The organism is Halodesulfovibrio sp. MK-HDV, assembly GCF_009914765.1.
Lineage (GTDB): Bacteria > Desulfobacterota > Desulfovibrionia > Desulfovibrionales > Desulfovibrionaceae > Halodesulfovibrio.
The window spans coordinates 158,368-173,124 of the sequence record NZ_WYDS01000007.1 but is presented as its reverse complement, the minus strand read 5'-3'; the positions used below and the strand labels follow the sequence as shown (position 1 = coordinate 173,124).

Here is a 14,757-nt window from a genome sequence, read left to right as displayed (position 1 = left end):
TCCCATTCCGAACTCGGAAGTCAAGCCAACCATCGCCGATGATACTGCAGGGGAGCCTGTGGGAAAGTAGGTCGCTGCCAAGATTTATTTCAAAAAGCCCGTTAGCTTTATAGCTAACGGGCTTTTTCTGTTTGTATAGCTCAACCTACTTTCCCACAGGCGATAAGAGCCGCGGCGAAGCCGTTGAGCGCCCATCGGGCGCAAGGCAAGCAAGAACCACGTTTCTTGCGCACGCCGAGGCTTTTGTCTGAGGCTGTGCCGAAGCAGAAGCTATTTGAGTAATTATGGTTCAAGGCGGCACGCCGCTGGCCAAACTGTTCTATGAAATCAAAAAGTGTTGATTCCTGTAGAACGGAACTTGGTTGGCTCTTCCTTTTTTTCTTTATTCTCAGCATTTGTGTCTGAATAGGCAGTTGGGCTCTACAATTGCATTTCCAGTTCTTTGGATTAAGAAGAAATTGATTACGTTGAATTGTACAAAAGCCGTCTATCTTAAGGTAGACGGCTTTTGCTGTTTTTATCTGGCTAGTAATGCTTCCAGTTCATAGGGTCCTAGGTGCTTCAGTTGTTTTGACTGATACCAAGTCCCAAGCTTTCCCATTCCACGCTTTCGCGGGGGGACGGGAGATGCTAGCGCAGATCTAGCTTTGCATAAGCCATCCGTACTGCTCGTTCCTCGCCAACGGCTGCCGCTACCTTTCCATTCCCTCTGCGCTTAACCTCGTGATCCCGTGCGTCCCCTTTCCATTATGATTCTCGGAATATTCACGGTGACTCAAAAGAAGTTCGTTTTGCATGGTTAGGTACTAAAAACAGGCCGAGAATAAATGCCTCCAATTCGAAGGCGGAAATGAGAAGGAGTGCTTCTCATTTATGAAGATCCTTTGCCTCGTTGCTGTTCAAGCTGGGATAAGCGTATCTGCAATCTTTTAATAGAATCTAAAAAAAGCCCCGCATGCAGTGAAATGCATGGCAGGGCTTTGTCGTATGCTAATGACTAGGAACGGAGGTAGTTACATTAGCGCTACTTATTGATTTCTACGTAGTAACGATTGGTTGCTTTAGGAACTGCTGGAAGTTTTGCTGTTCCCTGTGGAGTAAATGCAAGAACACGGATGATGCTGGTAGGGCTGACAAGGCGATCAAATATTTCCACCGTGTAGTCAGTTGCTTCTGTCAGAGAGTGGTTTTTGATAAAGTTGTTGTACTTGTTAAATTCACGAGTGGTGTTGGCAACATTCATGCTGTAGCTGTTTTTGAGCCAGTTCTTACCCCATTTAGCAACGTTGGTTCCACTAAGTGGTTTGAAGTAGTTGTTTGACACTGGCGCAGACATACGCTGGACAAATAGAATAGTTTCGCCGTCGGTATATACTTTTGAGTGCATTGAGCTGTGGGGGAACCGGCCGCTTACTTCTGAATTTAATGGAACAGAAACTGAAAGCTGACCTACATCCTGAAAATCAGACTGGATGGTCACTGAATATGAGCCATGCCCGATTGTTTTAGTTGGGGTGGTTGTTTCAGCTTGAGCTGATAATGCAAAAAAAGAGACGCAGAGAAGAGCGAGAAAAAATTGTTTAACTACGGTATTCATAAGGACCTCACTTTTTTCGTTTTGTTAGGGTATAAATAGCAGTCCTATTCTTCTCTGAACATTCGCTATTTGTTTAAAATTCATCCCAAAAAATTGAGGAGGCTTCTATAAAATTGGACTACGTAGATTATCTGATTCTGTTGCACTCTTTTATGTACCCTTTCATTTTTTTCAATTTCTATTGTGTCCGGCAATATGAACGTTACGGTTTGATTATACAGAACATAAGTTATCAAGATGAATCATTGTATGCATTATGTGCAGTGAATAAAAAAAGCCGGTTATCCTGAGATAACCGGCTACAATTTATTATATCTAATCCGTACTGAACTTAATCTTTTGCACAACCTGGATTGAACGCTAGTGTTGCTTCCGCAATTTTGTGTCCATATTCGACACAGTCTTTAAGCTGTGCTTCGTCTGGTACAAATTTGATGCGTAAGCCATCGTCCACTCGTGTGATTTTCAAATCATCAAGCGTACTGTTGATCTGACGCACACCTTCGCCACCCCAACCATAGGAGCCAAAAGATGCACCAATTTTATTCTTAGGCTTGAGACCTGTTATGTAGTGCAGAAATGCCGCCATACTTGGGATTACACCGTTGTTGATGGTTGGGCTTCCCATGACTATGGTGCTGGCAGTGAGGAACTCTTCCATAATTGCACCGCGATGCCATGTTTTTAAACTGCAAAGCTGAACCGGAACATTTTTCTCTTCGATTCCCTGTGCAATGGCATGTGCCATAATTTCAGTGGACTTCCACTTAGTGTCATACACAACAAGCGCTTTTTTAGAATGCTTCTGACAACTCCACTCTGCGTACGCTTCAAGAATTTTATCAGGATGGCTACGCCAGATGTATCCATGATCCGGTGCGATCATGCGCAGACCTAAATCCATCGTATCCAAAGCACGTAATGTCTTTTTGATAAGCGGTGAAAGCAGGTTGAGGTTGTTGGCATAGAAGAATTTTGCACCTTTAAGCGGTTCTGCAATATCTACCTCGTCATCAAAACGGTCATCTGACGCAATGTGTTGACCAAAGGCATCATTAGAGAACAAAATGCCGTCTTCTTTGAGGTAGGAGAACATTGAGTCCGGCCAGTGAAGCATGCGGGTCATAATGAACTGAACAGTTCTTTCACCCAGTGAAATTTCGTTTCCGCTTTTAACTACTTCGAACGGCCAGCTCGCATCATGGAAATGGGCAATAATTGCTTCTTTCCCCGGCGCAGAACAGAAAATTTTCTCAGGCTTAATTGTGCTGATGATCTCAGGGAAGTTGCTGGAGTGGTCCGGTTCAACATGGTTCACAATCATGTAATCGATTTTTGCAGGATCGATAATGTTGCGTATGCGAGCCCAGAACTGGTCACGGTGAGATTTTTTTACTCCATCAACCAGAGTCACTTTATCATCAATGATCAAATATGCGTTATAACTTGTACCTGCATAGCCGCTTGAAGGTGGGATGTCCCGATCAACAGCGCCGACCCAGTAAATACCTTTTGCAAGTTTGATATCGTTCATTTTTTGACCCCTTATCTATTTCCACTTGAAATGAGATACTAAAAATTCTAAGAAAAAAGTTATTAATAGATTTAATTACTATTACTATTAAATAGTCTATCTTGTGGTTATCGCGTTGCGACATTCTTTGCAAGATTAAACTTATTCTTTTCAGATTGTTAGTTGTTTTTTTGTGATTGATACTAGCTTGTTATCGTGTGAAGGGGCTAGTGTGCCTGCTCTTAGCCAAGATTTCAGGCAGGTTTGTGAATATAATTACTCCCTAGTGGGCAGAAGAAGGACCGGAAATGGAAAAAGAATACCAAGATCTTACCGTCGACGAGGTAAGAGGCTTTATGGGTAACACCAGAGAGGAACAATACCAGTTGGTGGATGTTCGTTTTCTCGATGAATACGAAGAAGACCATATCGCCGGAGCAATTCTGATTCCGGTTGGTGAAATTGAAGAACGCATTTCAGAACTTTCTTCAACTAAAGAGACCATTGTTTACTGCCTGTCAGGCAAACGTTCCGTTGCTGCGTCTGTTTTTATTGGAACGCATCCAGAGTTTGAAGGAAAAGTTTACAATATGCTCGGTGGCTATCTCGAGTGGGACGGACATTACATCGAGGATATGCCTAACTTGAAAGTTTTCGATATGGAAGGCTCTGATGCAGATTTGTTGTATCAGGCAATGAACTTGGAAAAAGGTGCTCATAAATTCTATGAACTTGTTTTGGAACAGTTCCCGAATGCTCCTTTTACTCCAGTAATGGAGACGCTTGTTAAAGCTGAAGAAGCACATGCCCATATGATTTACAAGTTTTGGGAAAAATCTCAGGACAACCCGCCGTCTTTTGAATCTGTGTATGCCTCTCTTCCGGGAGATATCCTTGAAGGTGGACTCGACTTTGATGAGCTTGCAGAGAAGCTGATGCAAGAAGGTACTGAATGTCAGAATGTTGTTGAAATGGCTATGGCCATAGAATTTTCTGCATATGATTTGTACCGGAACATGGCACACTTGTATAAAGACTCTGTGATGGAAAAGCATTTTCTCTCACTTTGTCAGTCAGAAAAGCAGCACATGCGTATTGCTGCTGAAGCATTGAATAACTGTAGATAATGTGCGGTTAAGAATACAAAAATCCCCTGTTACGTATCTTCGTAACAGGGGATTTTTTTTTACTTTTTTATTGATTCGTACTAATTGTGGGCTTTTTTTGTTGGCGAGCTTAGCTATCAATAATGATGCTGAAAGAATAAATGCAAGTGCAACTACCAAGAGTCCTCCAGTTGTTATATGTGGTAAAAGAGTTCGATGGTAAAAGAAGAACTCAGTTTACCGTGGGAGCGAGATTGGCTCCAATTTTTTGTCGTTACGAAGAGCGGCAATGTTTTACAGTTTCAGCTTGGAGGCTTTTTTGTTTTTGCGCAATCTAAAGATGCAATTGTGGGTAAAAGTTTTTTAGACCCCAAGTGCAGGCTGCTAGAACAAGTACTGCATCAAATACAATGTTCCCATTCCGGTAAGAATGGTGAAAAAAATATTTCGCGTTTTGTATGCAACAAGTAAGGCAATAATTCCGGCGAGCAGGCGTTCTTTACCCTGTAAAGCGTCAACCATGCCTTCATGGTAGAAAATTGCTGGTGCGACAAGTGCCGCAAGCACTGACGCTGGAATGAACTTGAGAATATCTGTAAACTTGTCACTAAGCTTGAATCGATCTGCCGTAAGGATAAAAGAACCGCGCATAATAATGGTAGCGACACCGATGACGGAAATAACAATCCAGAACGTGCTATTACTCATGGCATGCTCCTTTTCTTTTACTGACAAAATATCCGGTAAAGATACCAGAGAATGCCCCGATCATGAGTCCCATATTGTACGGAAGCGAAACCGTAAGGATGGCAACAATTGCGGCGACGACTGCGGCAAGAGCGGACGGGCGATCAACAATGTTAGGCACGAGCAGCGCTAAAAAGGTGAGCGGTACTGCGAAGTCAAAAGACCATTCCGGAGGGATAAGTGAGCCGAAAAAAATGCCGCTGATTGTCGAAATCATCCACGTTACATAGAGAGATGTACACGCACCGGCGAAGAAGGGGAGCTTGTGATGTTTGCTGCTCTTCTGTGTGAATTCCACAATGGAAACCGCGTACGCTTGATCTGACAAAGTGTACGAGAGATATAGCGCTGCCAAGGACTTAATGGACCGAGGTGCGGCGTAATTGACGCACTGTACATGACAAAGCGCAAATTGATCATGATGGCTGTAGCCACGATAATGATGGCTGAACTGTTCTCTGTCATAAGTTGGGCAACGGAAACCTGTGCGGCTCCGGCGAACATGAAAATTGTCATGAAAATGGCTTTGAGCGGAGAAATTCCGGCGGCAATTGTAACGACCCCAGTAAGCATACCGAAGGGAACAATGCCCGGCATTACTGGGATGATGGTGCTTGCGCCGGTGAGGAAGGATTCTTTAGTAGAGCGAGTTTTTGACATCTCAGCAGGGTACTATCGTAATCGTCCTCTGTCGAATTCTTTTCATGTTACACGTAGCTATAAAGAAAGGTGTTATCCTGCCTGCGGGAGGCATTTCTGGGGGGCTTGCATGGAGCTGAGAAGGCTTGGAAGTTCCTGCGGAGGGATTGGGCGCGAGAATAAATATCCCTGAGAAAAGTCACATCCTGCCTCTAGCAGCATTATTCGCTGTTCCTCTTCTTCTACCCCTTCAGCGACAACGGTTAAGCCTAATGCGTGTGCAAGAGCAATTACCGCTTTTACTATTTCATAGTTAGCGGGGTTTTTCTCCATGTCTGCAACAAAGCTTCTGTCGATTTTTAAATTGCTGATAGGAAATTGTTGCAGGTACATGAGTGAAGAGTAGCCGGTTCCGAAATCATCAATGCATAATCCCACGCCTAATGCTCTGAGTCTGCGTAGGGTAATGTCTGCATAGTCTGGATTTTCCATAAGCATGGTTTCGGTTACCTCCAGACGAAGACAGTCTGGTGGTAGATTGGTTTTTTCAAGAATATTGGAAACAATGTCCGTTAGCTCCAAGTCGGAAAGCTGGCGTGCAGAGAGGTTAACGTTTACTTTTAAATTTTTGAATAGTGGATTGCTCTTGCGCCATCCTGCAAGTGTTGAACATGCTTCATGCAATACCCATTCGCCAAGCTGCAGGATCAGACCTGTTTCTTCTGCCAACGGAATAAATTTTGTTGGAGAAATGATGTTGCCCTGACTGTTTTTCCAGCGAACAAGCGCTTCAAAGCCTGTCATGGCGCGCGTTACGGTATCTACAACAGGCTGGTATACGAGAAAGAACTCGTCATTAATAAGAGCGTTGTGGAGATCGAGTTCCATGCTGATCAGCTTGAGTGCATTGGAGAAAATTTGTGAGTCGTAGACAGCAACTCCATCTGTTCCGTTGGAGCGTCCGTGGTTGAGCGCTACATGTGCGTTTTGCAGGTAACGTTCTGCTGTGTCTACTTCTGAATCGCCGTGCATGACGCCAAAACTGGCAGACATATGAATCTGTTTGCCGTTCCATAGAATAGGGCGCTTGATACGCTTGATGAGAGTTTCGATGGAGCGGTGGACGGATTGATGATCAGTGGTGTCCTCATACATAAGCACAAATTCGTCACCGCCAATTCTGAAGACAGTTTCAAAGCCGTATGTAGAAGAGCGGAGGCGGTCTGCAAGTTTGCAAAGAATAGCGTCACCGGCGGCATGACCAAGAGAATCGTTAATGTTCTTGAAACGGTCGATGTCTATATAGATGACGGAAAAGTTCCAATGATTGGTAGCTTTGGCACGAGTGATGGCTTTTTTTATTTTTTCTATGCACTTACAACGGTTAGGGAGTTTTGTAAGGCTGTCATGCCATGTGAAGTGGGTGAGTTGCTGCACAACACTGCGGTGTGCTGTGATGTCGTGGCAAAAAGCTCGAATACCGCAATCGCAGCCGTCGGCATCTAAGGCGCGGCTTGCTTCAAATTTCATCCAGCGTTTTTTGCTGTCCGGCAAGCGGATTTGGAATTCTGCACATGCATAGTTTTCCCCCTCATCCATCTTGCGCCATAGTCCGTGCCATAGCGGAAGGTGTTCTTCAAGGAGGATGGCTTCCATGAATCGAGAGTTACGGTAAAAGTGCTTTGCTTCGTATCCGCAGCATATTTCGCAGGCGTGGGAAACGACTTCCAGTGCTCCATCAGCGGAATACCAGAATTCCCACAGCGGTGAATGGAGTACCATGTCGCGGGCGGAGTCATTGGCGTAGAAGATAGGTCGGGTGCGCTGTGCGTTGTCTACGTGCTCTGCCTCAGTACTTGTTGGAACCGTAGCTCCTGCCATATCTAACTCCCTGTTGTATTTAGATTGAGCAGGATGAATCCCGTCTAACAGACTAATAAAACATACAAATGTTATATTAAATTACGCTAGTACACGGAATAAAAAAGAACAAGTGTGATGTGTAATATTCTTTAATCTACTTACACAAAAATGTATAACGAGGAAACTGATTAAAAAATAAGGCACCCTGTTCTGAGTCTAAACTCAGCACAGGGTGCCTTACAACTTTGTGGAGGGGGTAACTACGCAGCGATGTGCGTGAGTACTTCTTTAGTTGCCTTATGTTCAGGATCAAGGCGTAAAATTTTGTTGAATTCTGCAATAGACTCGTCTTTACGGTTTGTTGAAAAAAGACAAGTTGCATAGGAGAAGCGCACTGCAGTGTCAGTTTCGTCTTCTTCCAAAGCGCGTGCAAAAGCAGGAAGAATTTCTTCAACGCGCTCGGTGCTGTAACCCTGCTGGAGAAGGCAGTTAAGAGCTACCTTATCAACTGGATTAATGGAGAGAGCTGTAAGGAAATGGGTAAAACTTTCATCGTGCTTACCCTGTTCCGCAAGAACAAGACCGATACCGGCATGTGCGCGGGCACTTTTTTCCATAGCGGCAGCTTTCATATAGAGCGATAACGCGCCGTCGTGGTCACCAGCAAAGATGCTGACTGCGGCAAGGCCAAGAAGCGGCTCAGAAGATTCGTTATTAAGCTCCATAGCACCTTCAAAACATTCAATAGCTTTAAGAGTGTCGCCTAACGCGAGATGGTATTCGCCAAGTACTTTTAATGTCTGGTAGTCGCTCATACGGGTATCCTTATTGAGTTTAGCTACATCCCCACAAATTCATACGATTAGGCGTGTAGGAAAAATAGTTCAGCTTTTGTGTTTCTGCAGGATATTCAGCAACTACCATGCCAAAATCTATATGCGTCTCCATTCTTAGGAGTGACAATTCTCTGTCACTCCGTTTCTTTTTTTGTAGAATAAAAATGACAGATTTATAAAAGATATAACAAAACTAACGAGTTGCAAGTGTGGAACGCCTTTTGCTTTATATTGAGTACCGTTGGCTCCCGGAGCAAGGGAGACAGCGGGAAACTAGTGAAAAGGAGGGTTCTGCATGAAAGGTTTATTTCCAAGCCATACTTTGCTGAGTGCGAAGGTTATGGACATGCAGTTACAGCGTCAGAATGTTGTCATGAGTAACATGGCAAACCTCAAAACTCCGGGATATCTCGCCCGCAGGGTTAATTTTGAGGAAGATTTGCAGAAAGCGCTGAATATTGATGGTCGTGGAAAGATGACACGCACTTCCGGCAAACATGTTCCTGCTTCCTTTGATCCGAAGAATTTCGGACCGGAATGGGAAAAAGCGATGCCACTGCGCGTTGTTCACGGTGAAGACCGTGTTGATATGGATAAAGAAATGGCTGTGATGGCTAAAAATACCATGCGCTACAACACACTGGCAACAGTAGTTAAAAGCAATTTTGAAGGTATGAAAAGCATCATCGCAAGCGGAGCTAAATAATGGATTTCATGACAGCACTCGATATCGGAGCTTCTGCGCTCAGTACAGAGCGTACAAGCATGAACGTTATTTCAATGAACCTTGCAAACGCAAAAACCACCCGAACAGCGGAAGGCGGCCCGTACCGACGTAAAACCGTTGTGTTGCAGGCAACTGAAGTTGACCATCCATTCAGCAAGCAGATGAAGACTGCAATGGATAGAGACTTGCGCGGTGTACGAGTCAGTCAGGTCGCACAGGATTCACGCCCGCTTAAACAGGTTTATGAACCTGGGCATCCTGATGCAAACGAAGAAGGATATGTTTTTTATCCTGACATCAACGTGGTGGAAGAGATGGCTAATCTCATGACTGTACAGCGCAGTTACGAGGCAAACATTTCCTCAATGGATGCCGTAAAAACTATGTACAACAAAGCATTGGAGCTTGGCCGCAGTTAGGCGGGCAATGTTAGGAGAGTAATCCATGTCTATTCAGAATATAGGAATGAAGGCGTACTCAGAAGCCTTAAACAGTTTTGCAGCTGGTAATAAAAAGGTGCAGCAGTCCACTGCATCTGAAGAAAAAACAACCACCTCTTTTATAGATACGGTTGAAGCATCTGTGAAAAAAGTAAACGACATGCAGCAGGAAAAATCTGTCATGGTCGAATCTTTTGCCTCAGGTGAGCAGCAAAACGTGCACGAACTTATGATTACGTTGCAAAAAGCAAGTGTAGCTATGAACCTTACGTCCGCCGTACGTAACAAGGTTCTTAATGCTTACAACGAAATCAGCAAAATGCAGTTCTAATTCATACTGTTATATCGCCATTTATTAACTGTATTTTTCGGAGTAAATAATGTCCCCCATGTTAAACGATGCTGTCGATCGCACAAAAAATTTCTGGTCGAGTATTACCCTCTCGCAACGGGTATTTATCGGTGGTCTTGCGCTTACTGTACTCGGCGTGTTTTTCGCGTTGTTGTTCTGGCTGAATAAGCCGGACATGCAGTTGCTGTACTCTAATCTTGCTCTTGAGGATGCGAATAGAATCGTTAAAGTTTTGCAGGCTGAAAAAGTTCCTTACAGTCTGGAAAACAACGGCTCCACCATTCTTGTGTCAGCAGATAAAGTATACGACATGCGTATTAAGATCGCCGGTGAAGGTGGTTTAACTGGACAGGGCATTGGCTTCGAAGTCTTTGATGAAGTAAAAGTCGGGCAGACAGAATTTGTACAGAAAATTAACTACCAGCGCGCACTTCAGGGTGAATTGAGCCGTACCATTACGGAATTTCCTGCGGTAGAATCAGCCCGTGTGCATCTGGTGATCCCTCAGAAAAGCTTGTTCATTGAGGAAGAGCTGCCACCGTCTGCTTCTGTTGTTTTGACCCTCGCAGAGGGGCAAAAAATGTCAAATAAAGATGTTACGGCAATCGTTAACCTCATGACCATGTCTGTTGAAGGTCTGGAAAAAGGTCGCGTATCCATCGCGGATACAAAGGGCACTGTGCTGTATCACCCTGAAGATGAAACTTCCATCGAGGGTATGACATCAACACAGTTCGACCATAAACAGACCATCCAGCGAAATCTGGAAATGCGCATTCAGGAACTTTTGTATCCTATCATCGGCGCAGGTAAGGTTATTGCGAAAGTTAACGCAGACCTTGATTTCAATCAGCGTACTATCCGTAAAGAATTATACGATCCAGACAGTGCCGTTATCCGTTCCGAGCAGAAAAGCGAAGAAACAACTCGCGGTACCGCTAACCTTGAAGCGGGAACTCCCGATGCAAATTTCAGGGGTGACGGCGTTGGCGGTAGTATAAGCCAGCAGGATTCTACTCGTGAAACATCTACGCTCAACTACGAAATCAACAAAGAAGAGCAGAACATCATAACCCCTGTGGGTCAGGTGGATCGTCTCAGTATTGCGGTTGTAGTTGACGGTATGTACGCAGCAAATGCAGAAACTGGTGAGATGGTATTTACACCGCGCACCGAAGAAGAAATGACTCGCATCAAAGAGTTGGTTTCCAACGCGGTAGGTTTTGAAACAGCTCGTGGTGACGCCATCGAAGTTTCCTGTATCGCTTTCGGTGAACTGAATGTAGAACGCGAACGCAGTCTTGCAGAAGTAATCGGTGACTATGCAATGCGCATGGGTAAGCCGATTCTTAACGCAGTACTCGTTTTCCTCTTCCTCCTCCTTATTGTTCGTCCGGTTATTCTCGCACTTATTCGACCTAAGGTTGAAGCAGGCGAGGTTATGGAAGGTCTTGAAGGACTTCCAATGGGCGAAGAGCGCATAGCGCTTATTGAAGGTGAAGAAGAGATTGATGCATTGGATGCACTGAAGAAGATTGAAGACATTAAGGCGCATGCATTACAGATTTCCGAACAGAACATGGAACAGGCTGTAGGCATCTTGAAGTCTTGGCTTAAAGATACCGGAGGGCAGAAAGTTGGCCACTCAGCTTAAAGGCGCGGAAAAAACCGCCGTATTACTCCTGGCGATGGGAGACAAGTTCACCGCCGAGACGTTTAAACGTCTCGACCGTGCAGACATTGCTCAAATTTCAAAAGCCATGATGGAACTGGACACAGTTCCTAAAGAAGATGTTGAAGACATTTTACGTGAGTTTCACCATTCAATGATCGCGGGCAAAGAGATGATTTCCGGTGGTGAAGAAGCCACCCGTCGTATGCTCCTGAAAAACCTTGATAGTGAAACCGCCAAATACATTATGGATACACTGGAGCTGGATAATGGTCCGGCACCGTTCCGTGAACTTGAAAACGTAAGTCCTCGTATTCTTGCTCAGATCCTGCGTAACGAACACCCGCAGACATTGGCACTTATTCTTGGTCACCTGCATTCAGATCAGGCAGCAGAACTTATTCAGATGCTCCCTGCCGGAATCAGACCAGAAGTGCTTATGCGTCTTGCCCGTCTTGAAGCAGTACCGGAAGATATGCTTATGGCAGTAGACAAAGTGTTGCAGAGCCAGCTCATTGCAATGGGTGGCAAAGAAGGCAAGAAAGTGGGCGGCGTTGCTGCTGTTGCGGAAATCCTCAACGCAGTGGATCGTGCTACCGAAGAAGAAGTACTCGCAGAGATCGAAGAAGAATCTGTACAGATGGCAGAAGACATTCGAAACCTCATGTTCGTATTCGAAGACGTGGCAACACTGGACGGTCGTGGTATCCGCGAGCTGCTGAAAGAAGTATCCAACGAGGATATGACTATGGCGCTCAAAGGTGCTTCCGACGATATGCAGGACGTATTCTTCAGCAACATGTCCGAGCGTGCGGCAACCATGATACGGGAAGATTTGGAGATCATGGGACCTACAAAGCTTTCCGACGTAGAGGGTTCACAGCAGACAATTGTAAAGATTGTACGCCGCCTCGAAATGGAAGGACGCATAGCCATCGGACGCGGAGGCAACGATGTCTTCATCTAACATTATCTCTGGCAATATTTTATCCGACACAGCTGCACCGAAAGGTGTGGCTGCGTGGGGTACCATTTTCACCGGTCCCGGTGCTTCTAACGAGCACACTCTGGAAGGCGTGGAAGGTTCACGTTCCCAGCAGTGGGATGACGCCACAGAAGCTGCCTACATGCAGCGGGTTCGTGAGCGTGCAGCCGAACGTGCTTCAAGCATTCTTGCTAAAGCGCGTGAAGAAGCAGCATGGATTAAAGAAAAAGCACATCAGGAAGGCTACGAGCATGGCTGTCAGCAGGCTCAGGAAGAGCTTGCAGCATTGCAGCAGCAACATGCGGATTCCGTATCCGGTGTTCTTGGTGCCATTCAGGGACAGTGCTCCAACATCTTCAATAACTGGCGCAGCGAGCTTGTAACGATTGTTCGTTCTGCTGTTGAACGGACTTGCGCTGTAGAGATGTCAGAAAACCGACAGGCATCTTTGGAAAAGCTTTTTGCAGAAGCTGTGCAGGTTCTGGACGAGCGCAGACAGCTGATTATTACTGTGCATCCGGATGACGAAAAGATGATCACCGGCATTATTCAAAATGCTCAGAACCACTACAGCGGTCTGGAAGCATGGAGCGTAAAGTCTGATCCCACAATTGTTGCCGGTGGCATTCTTGTGGAAAGCCGTGATGGCATGGTGGATAACACCATCGTCAGTCGCAAACAGGCAGTAAACGAAATTTTAGATCAGCTTGTGATTCCTGAGGATCAGATATGATCGACCCGCGTGGTGCCCTTGAGTTGCTGACAAATTTAGAACCGAACCAGTCTTTTGGTAAGGTAAATAAAGTTGTAGGTCTCATTGTAGAAGGGTGTGGAATCAAAGCTCCTCTGGGAGCCGTGTGCCAACTTATTCCTGAAGATGGTGCAAAGCAGATTCCGGCAGAGGTCGTAGGCTTTCGTGACGGCAACATTCTGTTCATGCCGTACGGTGACATGCGCGGCATTAAGCCGGGGTCACTTATCCGAAATTCAAGCCTGCCGCCGACTTTTCCTGTGGGTAATGACATGCTCGGTAAAGCGTTTGATGCGTTTGGCAATGAGCTTGGATCAGAAATGCCGATGCATACCGCTGAAGGCTACAAGCCGTTGTATGCATCACCACCTAACCCGCTTTCCCGTGCGCGCATTGTAGAGCCGCTGGACGTTGGAGTACGCTCCATCAACAGTCTCATCACATTGGGCAAAGGACAGCGTGTTGGTATTATGGCGGGTTCCGGTGTTGGTAAATCTACCCTTATGGGTATGATGGCTCGATACACTGAAGCAGACATTAACGTCATTGCGCTGATTGGCGAACGTGGGCGTGAAGTTCTGGAATTCATGGAAAAGGATTTAGGTCCTGAAGGCATGAAGCGCTCAGTACTTCTCGTGGCAACTTCCGACCAATCACCCCTTGTACGTATGCGTGCCGCTTATGCTGCAACCGCAGTGGCAGAATTTTATCGTGATCAGGGCAAAAACGTTCTGCTCATGATGGACTCAGTAACCCGATTCGCAATGGCAGCTCGTGAAGTTGGTCTTGCAACGGGTGAACCGCCAACAACCAAGGGCTACACCCCGACAGTATTTACTCAGCTTCCAAAACTTTTGGAACGCGCAGGCAACAGTGATAAAGGCAGTATTACCGGAATCTATACCGTTCTTGTTGATGGTGATGATTTCAACGAGCCAATCGCTGATGCTGTTCGTTCAATCCTCGACGGGCATATCGTTTTGACGCGTGATCTTGCGGATAACGGACATTATCCAGCAATCGACGTTTTGCGTTCTGTCTCCCGTCTTCGTGGTGATATTTGTACCCGCGACGTTATCGAGGAAGGACAGTCTGTAACCAAGTTGCTGGCTGCCTATAAGAAAGTGGAAGATATGGTAAACATCGGCGCATATTCCCATGGCTCAAACCCTGTGGTGGATAAAGCCATCGCAATGGTGCCGAAAGTAAACGAATTTTTGCAGCAACGGGTAGAAGATCCTTGTACTATCGAGGAATCCTATTCTCAGTTGCATACTTTAGTACAACAATAAATCGGAGCAGCCGAAGGCAACGGGAAGGGACGCCCGTACTCCAGCGCACTGTACGGCGATATGACAGTACGCATTGCTTACAGGCTGCTTTGTTTAATGCAGTACACATGAAAAAGGGGCGTAACATTATGTTACGGCCTTTTTTTTGTGGTCTTGTATAGAAAAAACTATAGATTGAAAATGCAATAATGAGTAAACGAAACAAGTTATGCGAATGAATGTGTTTATATTAATTTT

Annotated in this window: 15 protein-coding genes and 1 rRNA gene; 9 read left to right on the top strand and 7 right to left on the bottom strand. The window is 45.4% G+C overall.

The window, feature by feature from the left end:
• Positions 1-83: ribosomal RNA gene (gene rrf / locus MKHDV_RS07705) — 5S ribosomal RNA — on the top strand; the annotation flags it as partial.
• Positions 84-1,024: 941 nt separating this feature from the next.
• On the opposite strand, the gene MKHDV_RS07700 is transcribed toward rrf, so the two are convergent.
• The gene (locus MKHDV_RS07700; RefSeq protein WP_160713947.1) at positions 1,025-1,597 is read right to left on the bottom strand and encodes a hypothetical protein; all 573 of its coding nucleotides are present in this window, start codon (positions 1,595-1,597) and stop codon (positions 1,025-1,027) included.
• Positions 1,598-1,928: 331 nt separating this feature from the next.
• Complete coding sequence (locus MKHDV_RS07695) at positions 1,929-3,131, bottom strand: FprA family A-type flavoprotein (protein WP_160713945.1); 1,203 nt, start codon at positions 3,129-3,131, stop codon at positions 1,929-1,931.
• 287 nt (positions 3,132-3,418) lie between these two features.
• Between MKHDV_RS07695 and MKHDV_RS07690 the strand changes: the two genes are divergently transcribed.
• Complete coding sequence (locus MKHDV_RS07690) at positions 3,419-4,237, top strand: rhodanese-like domain-containing protein (RefSeq protein ID WP_160713943.1); 819 nt, start codon at positions 3,419-3,421, stop codon at positions 4,235-4,237.
• 363 nt (positions 4,238-4,600) lie between these two features.
• On the opposite strand, the gene MKHDV_RS07685 is transcribed toward MKHDV_RS07690, so the two are convergent.
• From MKHDV_RS07685 to MKHDV_RS07665, 5 genes are all read right to left on the bottom strand, one after another.
• Positions 4,601-4,924 carry an AzlD domain-containing protein gene (locus MKHDV_RS07685; RefSeq protein WP_160713941.1) on the bottom strand — a complete coding sequence of 108 codons (324 nt, stop codon included), beginning with the start codon at positions 4,922-4,924 and terminating at the stop codon, positions 4,601-4,603.
• Positions 4,917-5,261, bottom strand: a complete 345-nt coding sequence (locus MKHDV_RS07680; protein WP_371416020.1) for a hypothetical protein — start codon at positions 5,259-5,261, stop codon at positions 4,917-4,919. The genes MKHDV_RS07685 and MKHDV_RS07680 overlap by 8 nt, the downstream gene beginning before the upstream one ends.
• The gene (locus tag MKHDV_RS07675) at positions 5,186-5,623 is read right to left on the bottom strand and encodes an AzlC family ABC transporter permease (protein WP_160713937.1); all 438 of its coding nucleotides are present in this window, start codon (positions 5,621-5,623) and stop codon (positions 5,186-5,188) included. Before MKHDV_RS07675 ends, MKHDV_RS07680 begins: the two co-directional genes overlap by 76 nt.
• 72 nt (positions 5,624-5,695) lie before the next feature.
• Entirely contained in the window at positions 5,696-7,483 is a 1,788-nt protein-coding gene (locus MKHDV_RS07670) for a bifunctional diguanylate cyclase/phosphodiesterase (protein WP_160713935.1), read from the bottom strand.
• Positions 7,484-7,725: 242 nt separating this feature from the next.
• The gene (locus MKHDV_RS07665; RefSeq protein ID WP_160713933.1) at positions 7,726-8,280 is read right to left on the bottom strand and encodes a tetratricopeptide repeat protein; all 555 of its coding nucleotides are present in this window, start codon (positions 8,278-8,280) and stop codon (positions 7,726-7,728) included.
• 316 nt (positions 8,281-8,596) lie between these two features.
• Here MKHDV_RS07665 and flgB point away from each other — a divergent pair, with 316 nt between their 5' ends.
• From flgB to MKHDV_RS07630, 7 genes are read left to right on the top strand one after another with little or no spacing between them, the layout of a single operon-like run.
• Positions 8,597-9,007: a flagellar basal body rod protein FlgB gene (gene flgB / locus MKHDV_RS07660; RefSeq protein ID WP_160713931.1), complete on the top strand. Its 411-nt coding sequence runs from the start codon at positions 8,597-8,599 to the stop codon at positions 9,005-9,007.
• Complete coding sequence (gene flgC, locus MKHDV_RS07655; protein ID WP_160713929.1) at positions 9,007-9,447, top strand: flagellar basal body rod protein FlgC; 441 nt, start codon at positions 9,007-9,009, stop codon at positions 9,445-9,447. The genes flgB and flgC overlap by 1 nt, the downstream gene beginning before the upstream one ends.
• A gap of 25 nt (positions 9,448-9,472) precedes the next feature.
• Positions 9,473-9,799 carry a flagellar hook-basal body complex protein FliE gene (gene fliE / locus MKHDV_RS07650; RefSeq protein ID WP_160713927.1) on the top strand — a complete coding sequence of 109 codons (327 nt, stop codon included), beginning with the start codon at positions 9,473-9,475 and terminating at the stop codon, positions 9,797-9,799.
• Between the two features lie 49 nt (positions 9,800-9,848).
• Positions 9,849-11,474 (top strand): flagellar basal-body MS-ring/collar protein FliF, encoded by a 1,626-nt coding sequence (fliF, locus tag MKHDV_RS07645; protein WP_160713925.1) that lies wholly within the window; start codon positions 9,849-9,851, stop codon positions 11,472-11,474.
• A 34-nt stretch (positions 11,475-11,508) separates the two neighbouring features.
• Positions 11,509-12,459, top strand: a complete 951-nt coding sequence (gene fliG / locus MKHDV_RS07640) for a flagellar motor switch protein FliG (RefSeq protein WP_371416021.1) — start codon at positions 11,509-11,511, stop codon at positions 12,457-12,459.
• Positions 12,446-13,210, top strand: a complete 765-nt coding sequence (locus MKHDV_RS07635; protein ID WP_160713923.1) for a FliH/SctL family protein — start codon at positions 12,446-12,448, stop codon at positions 13,208-13,210. The genes fliG and MKHDV_RS07635 overlap by 14 nt, the downstream gene beginning before the upstream one ends.
• Complete coding sequence (locus tag MKHDV_RS07630) at positions 13,207-14,520, top strand: FliI/YscN family ATPase (protein WP_160713921.1); 1,314 nt, start codon at positions 13,207-13,209, stop codon at positions 14,518-14,520. Before MKHDV_RS07635 ends, MKHDV_RS07630 begins: the two co-directional genes overlap by 4 nt.
• The last annotated feature ends 237 nt before the right edge of the window (positions 14,521-14,757 follow it).